This window comes from Paenibacillus agri, assembly GCF_013359945.1.
Classification (GTDB): Bacteria; Bacillota; Bacilli; order Paenibacillales; family Paenibacillaceae; genus Paenibacillus_AQ; species Paenibacillus_AQ agri.
The window spans coordinates 1-15,082 of sequence record NZ_JABWCS010000184.1 but is presented as its reverse complement, the minus strand read 5'-3'; the positions used below and the strand labels follow the sequence as shown (position 1 = coordinate 15,082).

General features: G+C 47.9%; 13 protein-coding genes. 2 read left to right on the top strand and 11 right to left on the bottom strand.

Features of this window, described 5'->3' with window-relative positions:
• Positions 1–145 precede the first annotated feature (145 nt).
• The 10 genes from galA to HPT30_RS03030 all read right to left on the bottom strand — a co-directional run bounded on the left by galA (position 146) and on the right by HPT30_RS03030 (position 11,064).
• Positions 146–2,629 carry a beta-galactosidase GalA gene (gene galA, locus HPT30_RS03070; protein WP_175370026.1) on the bottom strand — a complete coding sequence of 828 codons (2,484 nt, stop codon included), beginning with the start codon at positions 2,627–2,629 and terminating at the stop codon, positions 146–148.
• 30 nt (positions 2,630–2,659) lie between these two features.
• A complete protein-coding gene (locus tag HPT30_RS03065; RefSeq protein WP_175370025.1) occupies positions 2,660–4,171 on the bottom strand; it encodes an ABC transporter substrate-binding protein in 1,512 nt (503 codons plus the stop codon).
• 61 nt (positions 4,172–4,232) lie between these two features.
• Positions 4,233–5,120 carry a carbohydrate ABC transporter permease gene (locus HPT30_RS03060; protein WP_246316904.1) on the bottom strand — a complete coding sequence of 296 codons (888 nt, stop codon included), beginning with the start codon at positions 5,118–5,120 and terminating at the stop codon, positions 4,233–4,235.
• Positions 5,121–5,133: 13 nt separating this feature from the next.
• Positions 5,134–6,066: an ABC transporter permease gene (locus HPT30_RS03055; RefSeq protein ID WP_066364578.1), complete on the bottom strand. Its 933-nt coding sequence runs from the start codon at positions 6,064–6,066 to the stop codon at positions 5,134–5,136.
• Positions 6,067–6,347: 281 nt separating this feature from the next.
• On the bottom strand, positions 6,348–6,989 hold the full coding sequence (locus HPT30_RS03050) for a TetR/AcrR family transcriptional regulator (RefSeq protein ID WP_175370024.1): 642 nt from the start codon (positions 6,987–6,989) through the stop codon (positions 6,348–6,350).
• A 66-nt stretch (positions 6,990–7,055) separates the two neighbouring features.
• The gene (locus tag HPT30_RS03045) at positions 7,056–8,753 is read right to left on the bottom strand and encodes a glycoside hydrolase family 3 protein (protein WP_312876284.1); all 1,698 of its coding nucleotides are present in this window, start codon (positions 8,751–8,753) and stop codon (positions 7,056–7,058) included.
• A gap of 20 nt (positions 8,754–8,773) precedes the next feature.
• Entirely contained in the window at positions 8,774–9,580 is an 807-nt protein-coding gene (locus HPT30_RS03040) for a tyrosine-protein phosphatase (RefSeq protein ID WP_175370022.1), read from the bottom strand.
• Between the two features lie 266 nt (positions 9,581–9,846).
• Positions 9,847–9,978 (bottom strand): hypothetical protein, encoded by a 132-nt coding sequence (locus tag HPT30_RS30330; protein WP_281364451.1) that lies wholly within the window; start codon positions 9,976–9,978, stop codon positions 9,847–9,849.
• A 128-nt stretch (positions 9,979–10,106) separates the two neighbouring features.
• On the bottom strand, positions 10,107–10,472 hold the full coding sequence (locus HPT30_RS29525) for a group II intron maturase-specific domain-containing protein (protein WP_312876283.1): 366 nt from the start codon (positions 10,470–10,472) through the stop codon (positions 10,107–10,109).
• 424 nt (positions 10,473–10,896) lie between these two features.
• Positions 10,897–11,064: a hypothetical protein gene (locus HPT30_RS03030; RefSeq protein WP_175370021.1), complete on the bottom strand. Its 168-nt coding sequence runs from the start codon at positions 11,062–11,064 to the stop codon at positions 10,897–10,899.
• A 40-nt stretch (positions 11,065–11,104) separates the two neighbouring features.
• On the opposite strand from HPT30_RS03030, the gene HPT30_RS03025 reads away from it, so the two are divergent.
• Positions 11,105–12,796: an amidase family protein gene (locus HPT30_RS03025; RefSeq protein ID WP_312876282.1), complete on the top strand. Its 1,692-nt coding sequence runs from the start codon at positions 11,105–11,107 to the stop codon at positions 12,794–12,796.
• Positions 12,797–12,942: 146 nt separating this feature from the next.
• On the opposite strand, the gene HPT30_RS03020 is transcribed toward HPT30_RS03025, so the two are convergent.
• Positions 12,943–14,121, bottom strand: coding sequence for an adenosylhomocysteinase (locus HPT30_RS03020; RefSeq protein WP_175370019.1), 1,179 nt, complete (start codon positions 14,119–14,121; stop codon positions 12,943–12,945).
• A 129-nt stretch (positions 14,122–14,250) separates the two neighbouring features.
• On the opposite strand from HPT30_RS03020, the gene HPT30_RS03015 reads away from it, so the two are divergent.
• Positions 14,251–14,925: a Crp/Fnr family transcriptional regulator gene (locus HPT30_RS03015; protein WP_175370018.1), complete on the top strand. Its 675-nt coding sequence runs from the start codon at positions 14,251–14,253 to the stop codon at positions 14,923–14,925.
• Positions 14,926–15,082: the final 157 nt, after the last annotated feature.

The following is a 15,082-nucleotide window of genomic DNA, read 5'->3' as shown; positions in this document are numbered from 1 at the left end:
AGTTCCCCCTTCCTGTTTTATATTCTCATGAACATCAAAATTTCACCAATTAGTATCAACGAAGCAAAAACACCCCCTGGAACTCTATCAGATAAACCAAAGGTTTATTCCAATGTCTATTCTAAGGGGTGCTCTTCAATTACTATTAGATAGCAGATGAATTCATTGAGGTTAAGGTCAATACGTCCGACACTAAGCCTACCGACGACGCTTTAATTTGGATATTTCCTGCCTGATCCTTTGACTGTACCAAGGCTAGAGCATAGCCGTTGAACACGCTCCTGGCATTCCCTTTATCCGATTCATGGCACCCGGGGTCACCATTCCCCAGGCCCAGCAGCTTGCCCTCCCCTGAAATTTGAAACTGAATCAGGTTATTGGCAACAGGCACTAGTCTCCCCGCTGTATCTCTTACTGTTACGGTGATTATGGATACATCTTGACCGTCAGCCATAAGCTCTGTCCCGTCAGCCTCCAGATGAATAGCATACGCTTCGGTTGTAGTTTCTTTCCGCTCTCTCGCTACTTCCATACCGCCCCGGTAAGCAACAGCTTCGAGCACACCCGGTTCATAGACGACCTGCCATGATAATGTATGTTCTCCTGCTTCCACTTCCGCTTTCTTAATACCTAAGCTTTGTCCGTTCAATACCAGTTCAACCTCACTGCAATTGGTATACACGTGGACCTCCACCGGCTGTCCCGCCCGTTCGGACCAATTCCAATGCGGCATTAGATGAACTATGGGCTCATCCTTCCAGATCGATTGATAGAAATAATAAGAATCCTTAGCAAAACCGCAGTAATCGAGGATACCGAAATGCGATGTCACAGACGGCCACTGGAATGGTGTCGTCTCTCCGCGATAATCAAAGCCTGTCCACACGAACAAACCTCCCGTAAAACGGTTATCCAGATAGTAGCGCCAGCTTTGCTCAGGTGTCGACGTTCCGCCCGCCCCGCCCAGGTTGCCTACATCCATCTCCTTGCCTGACATCGTATATTTAGAGCCGTAGCTGGAGCAGCGCCCGCCCCCTGGATCATCCTCATAGACCCCTCTCGTAGAGAAGAAGGAGACATTCTCCGTATTCAGCACCTTGGCCTGCGGATGGTCATGGAACCACTCTCCGATCGATTGGTTACCTTTTATAGACTCAGCATAGTTAACGCCGTTCACATCAATCTCGATTCCATCCTGACTTAAGCAGGCCACCGTAAGGGGACGGGTAGGATCGATTTTTGTAGCCAGCTCCCGTATGCGCTTGAGCATTCGCTTGGCTTGATAGCTCCCGCTGATCTTCTCCTCATTGCCGAGACTCCACATAAAAATACTGGGATGATTGCGGTCACGGTACAACATCGATTTCAATTCCTCAAGCTTGATCTCCGTACTTTCCATCACACGGTTCTCGTTCATGACCAGCATTCCGAGTCTGTCACAGGCCTCCAGCAGTTCCGGCGCCGGGGGATGATGGGCACAGCGATAAGCATTGCAGCCCATTTCCAGCAGCCGTTTGATTTTGTATTCATGTACACGATCCGGCAGTGCGATGCCTACACCTGCGAAATCCTGATGATTGCAAGTGCCTTTTAGTAGCACGTACTCACCGTTCAGATATAATCCGTCCTGACGGTATTCCACCGTGCGTATGCCTGTAACCGTCCGGTACGTATCGACGATACAGCCCTCATGTAGCAGTTCGGTTACAACCTCATATAAATGTGGTGTGCTCAGTGACCAGAGCTGCGGATACGAGACTTGAAGTGATTGTAGCGTTGTTAATTTGTCGAGTCCACCTGTTGTACAATCCGTCTCTGTTGTAGAGGACAGCTTGCCGTTCCTATCCAAAATACTTGTACGAATGCGATAATCCATCGTCCGTGAATACTCGTTACTTATCGTCGTTTCCACTGTAATCGCAGCCGTCTCATTCTTTACCCAGTCGGTTCTGACAAAGGTTCCCCAGCGGTCGACATGGAGATAATCATGTTTGGTTAACCACACATGACGATAGATACCTCCGCCTTCGTACCACCAGCCCTCATCTCCGCCGGTGGTATCCGTCCGAACCAGGATGACATTATCCCCCTCAGCTTCTCCGTATTTCAGCAGATCAGTAATGTCATAATGGAAGCTGGTATACCCGCTAAGATGATCGCCAACGAAGCACCCATTTACCCAAACTGAGCTGGCCCGCATGACACCGTCAAACTCGATGACGATTTTCTTACCTTCGTCTTCCTGCGGAATTTGGAACACTTTGCGGTAATAGCCCACACCACCCGGCAAATATCCCTGAAACGCTGCTCCATGTTCCTCCTGGCTATAGGGTTGCTCCAATCTCCAATCATGCGGCAAATCTACACAAACCCAGCCTGTATGCTTGTCATCTGGCGTATCCGATCCGTAAATTTGCGAAATTTCAAAATGAGGATCACCCATTAATTTCCGAATAACATCCTGGGTGATTCGTGCGGCTTCACCCATAGCGAAAGGCTCATGCCGCTCTTCCTCAAGCGCATTGGTCAAGCCAGCTATCATCCCTGCTTTCTTAACCGTCTTCACGATCTTTCCTACCTCACCAAAATGAAACATCCAGTTTGTATCAAAATTCTCCCTGGTCCGCATACGCTTTTGACTCCTTCTGCACTGTACCCTTTATTTCTGAATCTTCGCCCATTCATCAAGCTGTTTTTGCTTCTCGCTGATAATCTTGTCGCTGCCTGCTGCTTTTAGCTTTTCAATAAACTTCGGCAAATTTTCTGCCGGGTCAAGCGTACCTGTCTCTAGTCCCACTCTAAACTCTGAGAGGACGTTATTGACTGCCGCCATTTCAGTTTTTACATTGTCCACATTGAAGCTGAAGCCCAGCGCCTTGGATTTCTTGGCACCCCTATTGAACTTGTCCATCTTGTTCCAGATATCCGGATCTTCTGTTGTCCAGGTGTAGGACAAGAATTGGTTACCGAACAGATACGGCGTACCGAAGTTATAGCCCAGGCTCTGAATATCTACGCCTTGCGGATAATCAATCACATTGTCGGACTTCTTCACATAATGCTTGCCTTCAATACCCCAAGTGAACAGATTGTACAACTCTTTATCAGAGTACAGCAGGTTCAGAAGCTTCATCGCTTTTTCGGGATTCTGCGAATTTACCGGAATGGACCACATAATGCCTGTGATGGAGTCAGTCGTAGCATAAGCCGGTGTAAGGCGTACTACCGTCATTTCCTTGCCACTCTTGCGGGAGGCTTCAATTTCAGATCCCGGCTTAAGGTTGGAAAAGTAAGCGAAGGCCTTGCCCGCCTTCACCATTTCTCTACCATCCTGCTTGCTTGTCCCTGCGTCTTTCAGCATAAATCCTTGCTGGTACCATCTGCGCAACGTGCTCAGTTGTTCTGCGTATTTCGGCGTTTCATAGAAGTCAACGACCTTCATATTGTTATCATAGTCGGGCAGAACCCCTACGCCTCCTCCGAGAGGGTCGTACGTGATATATCCTGCGTCGAACGGAGCCGTTCCAGGATTCTTGGCCACCAGTGGTACTATCGCCGGTTCTTTATCTTTAATCACCTGAAAGACCGCATCCAGATCATTAATGTTTTTAATATTGGCCGCGTCGATATGATATTTGTCCAGAAGATCCTTACGCATCAAGATACCGTAGTCAGAAGCAAGATCTCTTACTGGCGTAACGCCGTAGATCTTGCCGTCAACTTTGGAAGCCGAGAGCTGGGAAGGATCCAACGCTTTTTTTATCCCTTCTCCGTCTTTGTCCAGCAGGTCATCGAGTGGTGTCAATTGCCCTTTAGCCACCTGTGTACTGTAATTGAATAAGGAAGATGTGAACATTAAATCTATCTTTTCATTGCTGGCAAGCATCAGGTTCGTTTGCTGAGCCCAGTTACTCACTGCGATGGGCAGCAATTTGACGGTGGCATTGATTTTGGACTGGATGAGCTTGTTCATTTCATTCTGCACTTCCTGCATATCCTTCTGCTCATTGCCGTAGAAAGCCATGGTCACTTCGTAAGGAGCTTCATTCTTCCCGTCTGTTGATGCACTTTCCCCGCCGGCTTTCTTTGTGCTGCAGCCTGACAGCACCATTGTTGCCGTAATCGCCAACGTCAAAATACTGTACACTGCTTTTTTCCCTCTTCTGTCCATCTCTGAAGCCTCCCTAGTGAGTTCCTTATTTATGCTAACCAGTGTCATACTGGACATAGCCTTAGCCTTTCACTGCACCTACTGTAAGACCTTTGACAAAGAACCTTTGAAAGAATGGATAAGCTACCACAATCGGAATTACACCGATCACCGCCATTGCCATCCGTACGGTTTCCATTGGCGCATTGGAAGACACGTCAGCTTGACTACTACCAAAATTGCTACTCGCCAAAAATTGAATATCCAGCAATATCCGGTTTAGCAGGTTCTGCAGACTGAACAGGCTGCTATCCGTAACGTAGATCATCCCGTTAAACCAGTCATTCCAGTAGTTAATCGATTGAAATAATCCAACGGTCGCCAGAATCGGCAGGGAAAGCGGCAGCACAATCCGGATAAAAGTACCAAGTTCACCTGCACCGTCTATTTTGGCCGATTCAATAACAGGTTCAGGAATCGACGTTACGAAGAAGGTACGCATCAGCATGACATAGAAGGCATTCATCAGCAGCCCTGGCACGATAAGTGCCCAGATCGTATTTTTCATATCGAGTAGTTGTGTATACACCAGATAGGTCGGCACCAGACCGCCATTGAACAACATCGTGAAGAATACGAAGAATGACCAGAGATTACGAAACGGTAAATTGGGCCGTGATAAAGGATAGGCCAACAAAGCCGTCAGGATCAGGCCGCAAGCCGTTCCCACTACCGTAATGAAGATCGTGATCCCGTAAGCATGCAGGATGCCCGAGGCATCATTTAGCAAATATTCGTAAGCAGCAAAGCTGATCTTCTCCGGAAAGAAGGAATAACCATGCTGATAAATAGCCTGCTCATCGGTTATAGAAGACGTCAGTAGCAGAACAAAAGGAAGGATACATACACAGGCAACCAGCATCAGAATGATATTGATTCCCCATTGCCACATCAAATTTCTTGTTTTCAATACATTCCCTCCTTTAGAACAAGGCGTTATCGCTGTTGAATTTTTTCACCACATAATTGGAGATGAAGACGAGCACAAAACCAACTAAGGACTGATACAACCCGGCTGCTGAAGACATTCCGATATCCCCAAGTGTCATCAATGCGCGATAGACATAGGTGTCGATAACGTTCGTGGTCGATTGCAGGGCGCCCGTGTTGAGCGGAACTTGATAGAACAGGCCGAAGTCGGAATAGAAGATTCGCCCGATCTGCAGGAGCGTCATCACCGTGACCACCGGCATAATTAGCGGGAAGGTAATGCTCTTGATCTGTCTCCATTTTCCCGCCCCATCGATCGTCGCAGCTTCGTAATATTCCTGATCGATCCCGATGATTGCTGCCAGATAGATCACGCACAGATAACCGGCGCTCTTCCAGCTGTGTACAAAGGTCAAGATGTAGGGCCAATATTTCGCCTCGCTGTACCAGGAAATTTCGGATATTCCGAACATCGGCAGAATACTCTTGTTCAAGAGCCCGCTGTCCATACTGAACACTGCAAAGGTCAGGTACCCAATGATCACCATAGAGATCAGATATGGGAGCAGAATGACACTTTGGTAAAAACGGGATAAGAAGCGCTGCTTCACCTCGTTCAGCAAGACGGCTAAGCCGACCGCAATAAATAGATTAAGAATAATAAAGACGCCATTATACAGAATCGTGTTTCTTGTAATGACGAAGGCATCCGATGTCTTGAAGAGATATTCAAAGTTCTTGAATCCAACCCAATCACTGCCGAAAATGCCCTTGGTATAATTGAAGTCCTTGAATGCAATGACCACTCCAAACATGGGTAAGTAATTGTTGATTACAAGGTAAAAGATTCCCGGCAGCATCATTAGAAGCAGCACGCCGGATTTCCTGACTTTGCTTTTCCTTTTGTCTGCAGTTGATTTTGTCATGTGGCCTACCCTTTCTAAAAGTCAAATTGTTGTCATTGCGCCCATTCTCCATTTACTGGTAGTACATAAGTGTTTACCACAAGTAAACACCCTTAGTATAGAATCAAATTGTCACAGTATCATCAACATGAAGTAAATCTATTGTTAAAATTCCGGGGACGGATCACATCCGCTCCAATGTGCGATTTCAAGCCTGCTGGAACAAAAAAAGGTGCTATTCCCAAAGGAATAGCACCTTTATATTTACAAAAACGATGATTTAAGTGCGTACGCGTACTAGCTTAAGCTTTTACATAAGCCAAGATCATATCCACCATATGTCTCATCACAATAGCAGGATCTGTATCCTGGTCCTGGTGAAGTAGTTTCCCGCGTAGCATCATCCGCTGTTTGGTCGCATTCACGACATTACTTATGGTGTAACCCATCGCTTTGACATCTATATCCTGGCGGATCGATCCATCATTCACCCCTTCTTGGAGTGAGGATAAGAAGGGATGCGGCACACCACGTAGAAATGATCGGTATCGATTTTCAAGTTCCGGAGTCGGATATTCTTCCTGATAGAGCGTATCGAACATCGCAATGAATCGAATCGCATCCTTATTTCCCTTTGAGTCCAAGATCTGCTCCTCCAGCAAGAATTGCAGCTTTTCATAGCCACTATCGCCTTGGTGAGTCGCATGATTGACCTTTTCTAACCAAGCGCTTAAAATCTCAATTTCCACCTCGAAAATAATCTCATCCAGAGAGCGGAAATACTTATATAAGGTCACTTTACTAATCCCGCAAGCCTCAACAATATCCTTAAGTGTAACCGTGGTTAAACCATGCTCCAAGAATAACTGCTTTGCATGCTGGATAATATCTTCACGCCGCTGATTTCTATGCAGCTCCAGCTGTTCTTTCCATTTGGGTTCCATTAAACTCCCCCTTATTCATTTATAGTTACCGAAATTGGCATTTCCAATAAGGATATCCTTTACAGCCTACAGCTTTGCTTCCCACAAACCGCAGAATGAATCTACCGGATCGGTTCCCGCAAAAGGTGAGCGGCCGAGCAGCTTGTCAACCACGGCTTCGATTGTGGCTTCATTGCACGAATAGGCGTTAATATACGTAGGTATGCGGGGAACATCCAGCAAATGATACGGGTTGGCAAAAGAAATAAACACCGTAGGCACTTCCCGTATAAACCATGGCACATTAGCCGCAAGATGCGGTTCCCAATGGATACGAACGGTTGTCTGATTGCTTGCTGTCTCCACATTTGCTGCGTATAGTATCAGATCATACTGATCGCGCAGCTGCTCTACGGCTTGGAATATGGCTGCAAAGCCAAGTTGTTCAGAGTCAAAGCGTGTAATTTCAAACCCTTCCTTCACTAATCGCTCTGCCAGTTGGCTTACGTCCGAACCCTTCCCAGGCGCTTTACCATTTGTCAGACTATATAAGAGTACACGTCTATGCTTAGCGGCGGAAATCGGCAGTAACTGTTGCGTATCTTTGACAAGGGTGACACCTTGGTCTGCGGAGGCCTTCGACCATAACCGATGCTCCTCACATTGCAGCAGCGAGAGCGCCTCCGGCTCCGGTACAAGTGTGCCGGAACGTTGCCGCTGATGGAGCCCTAAAGATGCTTTGAGGGCTAAAATGCGGGTGACGGCTTCATCTAGCCTTTGCACGGTGAGAATTCCGCTTTCCAGCCCTTTCTCCATGAAGCTGAAATCTTCTTCTATATTCTTGTTGAACAAGAACATATCACAGCCAGAAGCAATAGCCTTCGGGACGGCAATCTCACGCCTCTCTGCCATCATAAAACCAGCCATCAGTGTCGCATCCGTAACAACAAGACCATTAAAACCTAGACGATCCCGAAGCAGCCCCTGTAACAGCTCGGGGGCCAAGGTCGCGGGCATGATTTCTTCATCACTTAGGCCGGGAGCAAGCATTCGCGAGTATGCCGGAAGCATAATATGGCCGGCCATTACGGTGTTGGCCCCCGCCTCGATGACTTCCCGAAAGACCTTCCCATAAGTCGCTTCCCAGGCCTCAACGGACAAGGAATTTACCGAAGTTAAGAGATGCTGATCACGCTCATCCACGCCGTCACCCGGAAAATGCTTAACCGACACTGCAAGTCCACTCTCCTGCATCCCTGCAGTGAACGCTTTCGCCATCCTTGCGACACGTGCTGGATCGGCTCCGAACGTCCGAACGTTCGTTATCGGGTTCCGAAAGTTAAGATCTATGTCCACTACCGGCGCAAAGGCCCAATTGCAGCCAACCGCCCATCCTTCCCTGCCAGCCACAAGACCCAGCTTATAGGCCATGTCTTCATCATCTGTAGCGGCAACCTGCAGAGGATTACCGAAGTAGGTACCATCGATAGCAATCCCATTTCCCCCGGCTTCCAAATTAGCAGCAAGAAGCAACGGAATATCAGACAGCTGTTGAATGAAGCGATGCGTCTCCTGCACAGACGCCCCTGCTCCAGGGCGAAATAGCATTCCGCCCGGCTTGACTGCTTCAAGCAGCACCTTTAACTGCTGGGGATCATCTGTCCAACCGATCAGACAGAATAATTGTCCGATTTTCTCCTTAACGTCCATCGCTGCCAGTGTTTCATGAACCCACTGTATGTCCGCAGGCTTTAAATTAAACGGTTTTGCTTCCAAGTTTACCACGTTATTGATCCTCCTGACACTCATTCCAAACACAGCTTTTGTAAAGCTTCCCGTTTGGAAAGCGTTAGGTCGAACTGGGCGGCTAAATACGAATCGTAATCTCCATATTTGTCCTTAACAGATTTAAAAACAGCCTCCATATACTCCTCTTTAATGCCGAGCATATGCTCAATATTCTTCAGGTCATCCTCATCCACATGCCCGGCAAGCTGATGCAGAATTTGGCCATTGATCTCCCTCATCGTTTCATTGGTGAGCAGATAATCCTCCATAATATCGGCCTCCGAAACGCCGAGCGCCATTAAAATCAGAGCTGCTCCCACGCCGGTCCGATCTTTGCCAGCCGTACAATGCTGCAGCAGTCCCAGATTGTTTTCAAGCTGAATCATCTCCATTAACCGTTGATATGCCGGGTTGTTAAACACCAAGTTCCTGTATAGATCCAACATCATCGTATCTGAACGATACTGCTTGAAGAACCCGCTTTTTAACAAACCTATTATAAAATGCTCCTGCTGATCCTCATTCTCCGTTTGATCCGGCATATTCATCATAGATAGCGAACCGGACGTAATGGCTTGTACGTGCAGATGGTTCACCTGCGGGAAGATCGGGTCAGGCTTCTTCTGTACCTCATATTCACTGCGGTAATCAACTATCGTTCGGATATTCAGGCCTTGAAAATCCCTGATATCCTGCTCTGATAACGCAAATAATTCGTCTGAACGAAAGAAAAGACCATGTTTGACTTTACGGCCATCGGCAGTACGATAACCGCCCATATCACGGAAATTATGTGTTCCCTGGAAAGGAATTAACCGGTTCATATGTTCACCCCACCCTAATATTTGGCCCGAAATTCGGCATTTGCAATGCCCTGCGAGCGGTTTATCACCATGAATTCACTCATAGTAAGTATATATTTACTATTAGTAAACACCTTTGAGTATAAGTACGATTTATTATGTAATGATTAAATCCAAGTAAAGAAATTATCAACGTAATCGAGTAGGAGACTACCCATCGTTGAGTAGCCGACCTCTCACACCACCGTACGTACCGTTCGGTATACGGCGGTTCAACCGCATACGTGCTATTTTCGTAGATGCTCGTACTGTGCCGGAAAGTCATAATATCCGGCCAGCGCGAGCTTTTCATTTGTCATGGAACGAGACAACACCGGGCTCCGGCGATTCTCCAATACCCAAGGCGCGAGTTTGCTCACTGGTATGCCTGCCCTTCCGGTATTCCTAGCTTGCGCAGGTTTTGCACCTTACTTCTCGGCTTCTTCCATCCTTTCCAGATGTACATTCGAAGTCGCCTCCGCAGCCATTCGCTCCAGTTTTGCAAGATTCAATTCATGTCGGCCACATAGTAGTAGCCAATCCAGCCCCGAATGTAGACTTTCACCTTCTCCATGACTTGACGGATATTCCTTCCTTGACTGCGGCTCGTCAGTTCTTTCAGCTTCTTCTTTGCTTTTGCGAGGGACTGACCATGCGCGCGAATATCCACGCTATTTCTGTTCTTTCCTAGTGCAAAACCAAGGAATTTGAAATGCTTCCGGGCCACTACGCTGACGACCTTGCTTTTCTGCGCATTCATCTGGAGTCTTAGCTTGTTCTCCAAATACCTCCCGCAGGATTCCAAAAGCCGTGTTGCTGCCCGTTTGCTTCTGGCTAGTACCACGATGTTATCTGCATACCGGATGACGTTCACTTCCCGACTCTTCATTTCCTGGTCAAATTCGTTCAGGTAGATGAAACTTTCCGTACTATGGCCTCTGCTGACTTCTCACAGCGAGCTTCACTCCGCTATTTCGGATTTTTTTCCTACTTCGCGTCTGTGGGATCTCCCCGGGTAAGAGCGATAACCTTCCCCTCATCTATCCGCCACATTTACAGGATGGGATTCGGGCAGTATTGGACTTTGCTTTGTCATGCGAGCTCGTCCGTCCCACCCTGCCTTGTATGTGATTTCTGTTCGTCAGACCGAGGGTTTGCCTCCGGCTTCCTTCAGATTCTGCCTCGCGGCAGACACCCTTGCCCTTGGCTAACAGTTCCTACTGCCAAGCCTGTAGCGGACTTTCACCGCCAAGTTATCGCCCATGCCGGGCGCACATGAAAAAATGGCGGTACAAGGGTTATCCTTGCATCGCCATTTTTTTTGCTTTGCTGAACTTCGTATTTTTGCTTTGCTGAACTTCGTATTTTTGCAGACGAGGGAGCCGGTCTTTGCGGAACGCGCGTACTGCTTTTTTTAGCGGCTTATCCTTTGGCGTTTCCTGTATCCGGGACTCTAACTGCTTCACGACGGCTTCCACGCAGCCCCGAGGTCTGCTTTAAATTTTAATGTTATATAAATTAACACAATCTACGAAATCTATTGCTATTTTAAATTTTAAGTTATATAATCTGACGCATAAAATAATAGGAGGGCATTTAATGAAATTTACACCCAGAAATCTAACATCACTTGTCATCGCCTTGGTTTTAATCTTCGGAGTTTTACAGTTTCCCGCCTACGGCAAGGACGCGAAAGATAAAGACAAAAAAGCTAAGCCCTTCGTCCTTGAGGAAGCAACTGTAGACAGCATTCACGCCGCATTCGCGAACGGAACACTCACTTGTACCGCACTGGTCAAAAGTTACCTCGCCCGTATCAATGCTTATGACAAGAAAGGCCCAGCCATCAACTCCATTATTAACGTCAACAATGACGCATTGAACCTTGCAGCGAAGATGGATAAGCAGTACAAAGACAGCAAAGGCAAGGTTAGTCCCTTGTTTTGCATCCCGATCATTTTGAAGGACAACTACAATACTAAGGATATGCCTACGACTGGAGGCAACGTGGCCATGAAAGACTCGGTACCACCATCCGACGCCTTCACAGTAGATAAGATGCGCAAAGCCGGGGCTATCATCCTCGCAAAAGCCAATCTGCAGGAATTCGCGCGCGGAGGCATGTCCATCAGCAGCCTCGGCGGCCAAGTGTTGAACCCATACGACTTAACCCTGACCCCAGGCGGCTCAAGCGGAGGTACCGGCGCGGCTATTGCCAGCAATCTCGCCGTGCTGGGAGCGGGCAGCGACACCGGTCAATCGATCCGCTCTCCCGCTTCCGCCAACAGCCTGGTTGGCGTGCGTCCCACCAGGGGTTTGATCAGCCGTGCCGGCGTCATGCCTAACAGCTTTACGCAAGATGAAATAGGCCCGATCACTCGCACAGTGAAAGACGCGGCCAGACTGCTCGACGTCATGGTCGGTTATGACCCGAAAGATCCTATCACCGCATTCGGCGTCGGCAAGACCCCGAAAAGCTATGCGGCCGGATTGAATGCGAATTCGCTGAAAGGCGCGCGAATCGGCGTCATGACCAATCTGTACGGTACGGAGGAACGCCATGCAGAAGTAAATAAGGTCATGGAGCAAGTGATCAAAACGATGGAAGCCAAAGGCGCGAAGATCATCCGTTTCTCGCTTCCGGAATACGATACATTGTCACCGAAGGTAGGGACGGCTAGCTGGGAAGCTAGATCTGCGATGGATAAATACTTCGCCGAACTTGGACCCAACGCTCCCGTGAAAACCTTCCGTCAGCTGGTGGATTCCAAAACCGCATCACCGACAGTCCAAAAAACACTTGAAACCGAAATTGCCGTGGAAGACGGCCTGAACAACCAGGAGTATAAAGACCGCACCCTGAACCGTGACAAACTGCGTCTGGCAGTATCTTCGAAGATGGCTGACTTGGGGCTTGACGCCATCCTGTACCCGCTGCAGAAGGTACTCGTCGCGCCGATCAGCGCAGCGGATCAGATGGAGCGCAACGGTACGCTATCTAACGGCACAGGCTTCCCGGCCGTCACGTTCCCAGGCGGCTTCTCTACGCCAACCGCAACGGCGCCGCTTGGCGTTCCAATCGGAGCCGAACTGCTCGGTCGCGATTACAGCGAACCGCTGCTCCTCTCGCTTGCATATTCTTATGAGCAAGCAGCGAAGGTGCGCAAAGCTCCACTCAGCACTCCGCCCCTTAAATAAACACGTAGAGTAGACAACTTCATACCCCGAGTAAGTACAAGAGGCTGTTCCAAAGTTTGTGTTTGGGACAGCCTCTTTGTATAACTCCACAAGCTACGCTTCGTGAAATCAACTGTTCGTTTTCTTGTTCCTTGAAAGGGAATGGATCATTTCAAGGATTCAATGAATAGCTGACTGATGCTTTCATTAATATCATCCGGCACCGGCTGCATTCCGGGTTGCAGCGTCTCTAGTCCTGTAACAATACGATAGGCGGAATAGGATTGTAATCCTAGCCCGAGATCCATAATTTCAATCGGATTACCGTCAGCACCGGCAAGGTTCAGCGGATTGGCTTGGTGAAGCAAATAAAGACTTTTCTCCCCAAAGCTGATTCGTTCAATCCCTTCCTTGACCTGATCTATTGAAATGGAGGCCTGCTTGATCGCCTTAACATTGATCTCGAAGCTGTAATGACCGGAATTGCCGAGGATCACCTTATCTTTGAATAAAGGAATGTGCTGCTCGGTAATTACATCAAAGACGCCGGTCACAGTAATAATGACATCCGCCTGAGGAATTAACTCCTGCAATTCACCTACAATATGACCATCCGACTTCGCCTTCAATTGATAGACAGGATTGAGATCATACACCAGGGTCGTGGCGCCTAAGCCACGGAACTTCTTCGCTACACCGCTCCCACAGTATCCGTAACCCACTATAAGTACCTTTTTCCCGCCGACCAGCAGGCTGGTGGTTCTCATAAATCCGTCGACAACCGACTGACCGACACCTACGGCATTCTCCAGAATTTGCTTCAGGGGCGAATCGTCAATCACCACAATGGGATAGGCCGTTTCTACCTGACCTTTCTCGATAAGCAGCTTCCCTGAACGCGTCTCTTCATTGGCGCCCATAGGGCTCCAGCCCGGATTAAGCTCATGGTGCGCCAGAATCAGGCTTGCGCCATTGTCCAGGAAAAGGTCTATTTTATGCTCCATCACCAGCTTTAGATATTCCTTGTGGTCTTCGTAAGTGTCCCCTTCCTTCCCCAGCACGGTGATATGCTCAAGGGAGGCCAAGTATGCCGCAGTATCCTTCTTGGTTGTCCCCAGACAGCCTAACAGATAGACATGATCCGCACCACCGCCTAGCAGCCCCTCAATCCAAAATCCGGTTTTCGGTTCAATATGCATACATACCGCAATCGTCTTGCCTTTGAAGATCTGCTGTTCCTTAAATGTTTGGTTTACCCCAGCAACAACGGGCATCCGCTCCCGGAACCAATGCATTCTTACAGCTCCCGCGCTCGCCAAACTATGGTCATCAATTATAGAATTCATACCGTCACCTCTGTCTTTATGCATTTGTCTTGTCTTTCTGGCTCTAGTATAATGATTTGAAAATCATAAACAGGAGGACATATGTCCGCTTTTTAGAACGACAAATAAAGACGTGAGGAGTCTGCCTGCATGACGGTCAACAAGCCTCGGCCAGACCTTAGAGCAGCCATCGTAAAAGCCAATCTGCAGGACCTTATTCCGGATGAGATCCTGCCTGCTCTTGAAATCAAGCGTTACAAGAAGAATGAAACGGTCATTTCTACCGGCAATGAATTGACGGAGTTCTTTATCATCATCGAGGGCAAGGTAGCCATTCATAATTCATCTGAGAAGGGAAACATTGCGGTAGTGGATTATTTGGAGCGCGGAGGACTGCTGGGGGACATAGAATATTTTCATAAATGCCAATACCTTCATACTGTAATTGCCGCTGTGCCGACTGAAATTTTGCGAATTCCCTTGGAGATCATGAATAGCACGCTGACCCGATCCGTCCCCTTCCTAATGTTCATGTGCTCCAGCATAACAGAGAAGCTGATGCGGTCCTCCATTCAGAATGCCAGGTCCCTGCTGTACCCTGCCCGTAACAAATTATGCAAATACCTGCTACAGACTTCGGAGCTGTTCGAAACACCGGTAATCTTTTTTGTTAGCAAGGAAGTTGCCAGCATGCTGGGGATTTCGGACCGCCATCTCCGGCGGCTACTCAATGAACTGATAGATGACGGCATTATTATTAAGGAAAATAAAACCGTAACTATCGTAGATATAAATAAACTGAGACAGTACTCGTCTTATTTTTAAATCAATGTCTCCAAACAAAAAACGGCATTTCTGCCGTTCAGGCTGTCGAGAAAGTTTCGACAGCCTTTTTCTTTATGTCTTAATTATTTAAGACGACACCGCGTTAATGTTGTATAATATAGGTAACTATTTATTGAACGGATGGTGTTCTGTATGC

Coding starts and splice junctions, on each gene's coding strand:
- HPT30_RS03025 (WP_312876282.1), top strand. CDS start 11,105: ATGTTATATAAATTAACACAATCTACGAAATCTATTGCTATTTTAAAT.
- HPT30_RS03055 (WP_066364578.1), bottom strand. CDS start 6,066: ATGACAAAATCAACTGCAGACAAAAGGAAAAGCAAAGTCAGGAAATCC.
- HPT30_RS03015 (WP_175370018.1), top strand. CDS start 14,251: ATGACGGTCAACAAGCCTCGGCCAGACCTTAGAGCAGCCATCGTAAAA.
- HPT30_RS03040 (WP_175370022.1), bottom strand. CDS start 9,580: ATGAACCGGTTAATTCCTTTCCAGGGAACACATAATTTCCGTGATATG.
- HPT30_RS03050 (WP_175370024.1), bottom strand. CDS start 6,989: ATGGAACCCAAATGGAAAGAACAGCTGGAGCTGCATAGAAATCAGCGG.
- HPT30_RS03065 (WP_175370025.1), bottom strand. CDS start 4,171: ATGGACAGAAGAGGGAAAAAAGCAGTGTACAGTATTTTGACGTTGGCG.
- galA (WP_175370026.1), bottom strand. CDS start 2,629: ATGCGGACCAGGGAGAATTTTGATACAAACTGGATGTTTCATTTTGGT.
- HPT30_RS03020 (WP_175370019.1), bottom strand. CDS start 14,121: ATGAATTCTATAATTGATGACCATAGTTTGGCGAGCGCGGGAGCTGTA.